The organism is Microbacterium sp. B24, from assembly GCF_000333415.1.
Taxonomy (GTDB): Bacteria; Actinomycetota; Actinomycetes; order Actinomycetales; family Microbacteriaceae; genus Microbacterium.
On the sequence record NZ_BADB01000044.1, the window covers coordinates 1 to 1,810 of the forward strand.

Annotated in this window: 2 protein-coding genes; one reads left to right on the forward strand and one right to left on the reverse strand. The window is 70.0% G+C overall.

Annotated features, from left to right (window positions below; all coding sequences use genetic code 11):
- Positions 1–337: aldo/keto reductase (locus tag I5I_RS00970; RefSeq protein ID WP_036315291.1), on the reverse strand; the 337-nt coding region annotated here is incomplete at its 3' end.
- A 108-nt stretch (positions 338–445) separates the two neighbouring features.
- On the opposite strand from I5I_RS00970, the gene I5I_RS00975 reads away from it, so the two are divergent.
- A partial coding sequence (locus I5I_RS00975; protein ID WP_051039410.1) for a stealth conserved region 3 domain-containing protein occupies positions 446–1,810 on the forward strand: 1,365 nt, incomplete at its 3' end.

Consider the following 1,810-nt stretch of genomic DNA (forward strand, 5'->3'; position numbering starts at 1 on the left):
ACGAGATGATGAGCTCGTCCCGTAGGGCCCGGAAGTCCTCGCGCATCATGCGTCCGAAATTGGTCTCGGCGCTGCCGTAGGCGGGACCGTAGTTGTTGCCGAGATCGAAATGCGTGATGCCGCGGTCGAACGCGTGGCGCAGTAGCGCGCGCTGGTTGTCGAAGGGGACGTTGTCGCCGAAGTTCCACCACAGCCCCAGCGAGATCGCGGGCAGATACAGCCCGCTCGAGCCCACCTGACGAAACGCGGAGGCGGAGTAGCGGTCGGATGCCGCAGCGTACGGACGGTGCAGGTCGCCGCCGCGTGAGGCGGGGAAGCGCTCGGAGATGTCGGTCACCCGTCCAGGCTATCGACCGCGACCGCCCGCCGCGCCTGCCGTCCCCGAAACGCGCGGGAAACGCCGGCACCGTACGCTGAGCCTCTCCGACGACGAAGGGCGGTCCTCGTGACGGCAGCACTGGAGGCACTTTCACCGCACCCGCATCCCTGGTCGGGCCTGCTGGCCCGCGACGACGTGCGCTGGGTGGATGGCGTGCTCCACATCGTGCACGACGACCTGACGCCCGAGATGGCCCGTGTGGCCGACATCGGCCTCATCGCCGACACCCTGGCCGCCGCCGGTATCGATCCGCTGCTCGCGCAAGACGATCACGGCGCCGCCGTCATCGTGGTCGATGCCGCGGAGGGGCGCGCGGCGCTCCGCGCCCTCGCTGCCGCCGGAGCCCGGGAGCCCCTGTACGCGAAGGCGCCGGGCGGTGCCGCCCGTCTCGCCGTCGATGTGCCTCTGCCCGAGGCCGACGCCGTCTGGTCCCTGCGACTGTTCCGTCCCCGCGTCACCGACAGCGGCTCTCTCCGCTACGGCAGCGCGGAGGGCGTGCGCCTGGAGACCTGGCGCATGAGCGGCGATCTGGTCCACACGCCACGACCCACCGCGCTCACGCGGCGCGTCTTCCCGGCATCCGATCTCGTCGTCACGACGGTCTGGCGCTACGGCAGGTCGTGGCGCACCGTGGCCGGCATGTTCGAGGTGCGTCCCCACCAGGTCACCGTCGACATCGACATGGTCTTCTCCTGGGTCGACGGGTCGGCGAGCGAGTTCCAACGGCAGCGCGCCGCCCAGCAGGAGGAGTACGTCGTCGGCAAAGGCGACGACGGGCCCGCCCGCTACCGGCACGTCGACGAGCTGCGGTACGCGCTGCGCAGCGTGCACATGTACGCCCCCTGGGTGCGCCGCATCTTCATCGCCACCGACTCGCCGCAGCCTGCATGGCTGCGGGAGCATCCGCGGGTCACGGTCGTTCGCAGCGACGAGTTCTTCGCCGATCCGTCGGTGCTCCCCACGCACAACTCCCATGCCGTCGAGGCGCAACTCCACCGCATCGACGGGCTGGCCGAGCACTTCCTCTACTCGAACGACGACATGTTCTTCGGCCGCCCCGTGACGGCGGAGATGTTCTTCACCGCGGGGGGCCTCACGAAGTTCGTCGAGTGCGACGTCCGCATCGGATCGGGCCCCACGCGCACGGAACGGTCCGGACACGACAACGCGCTGCGCGTGAATCGGGAGCTCCTGCGCGAGCGGTTCGGTCGCGTGATCCTGCGCGACCTCGAACACTGTGCGGCACCGATGCGGCGAAGCGTGGCCGCGGAGGTGGAGCGCGAGTTCGCCGACGACATCGCGCGCACCGCGGCATCGCGCTTCCGCAGCGCGACCGACGTCTCCGTGACCAACAGCCTGTATCACTACTACGCGCTCATGACCGGGCGGGCGATCGCGACGACGACTCTAGAGGATCCCCGGGACCGAGCT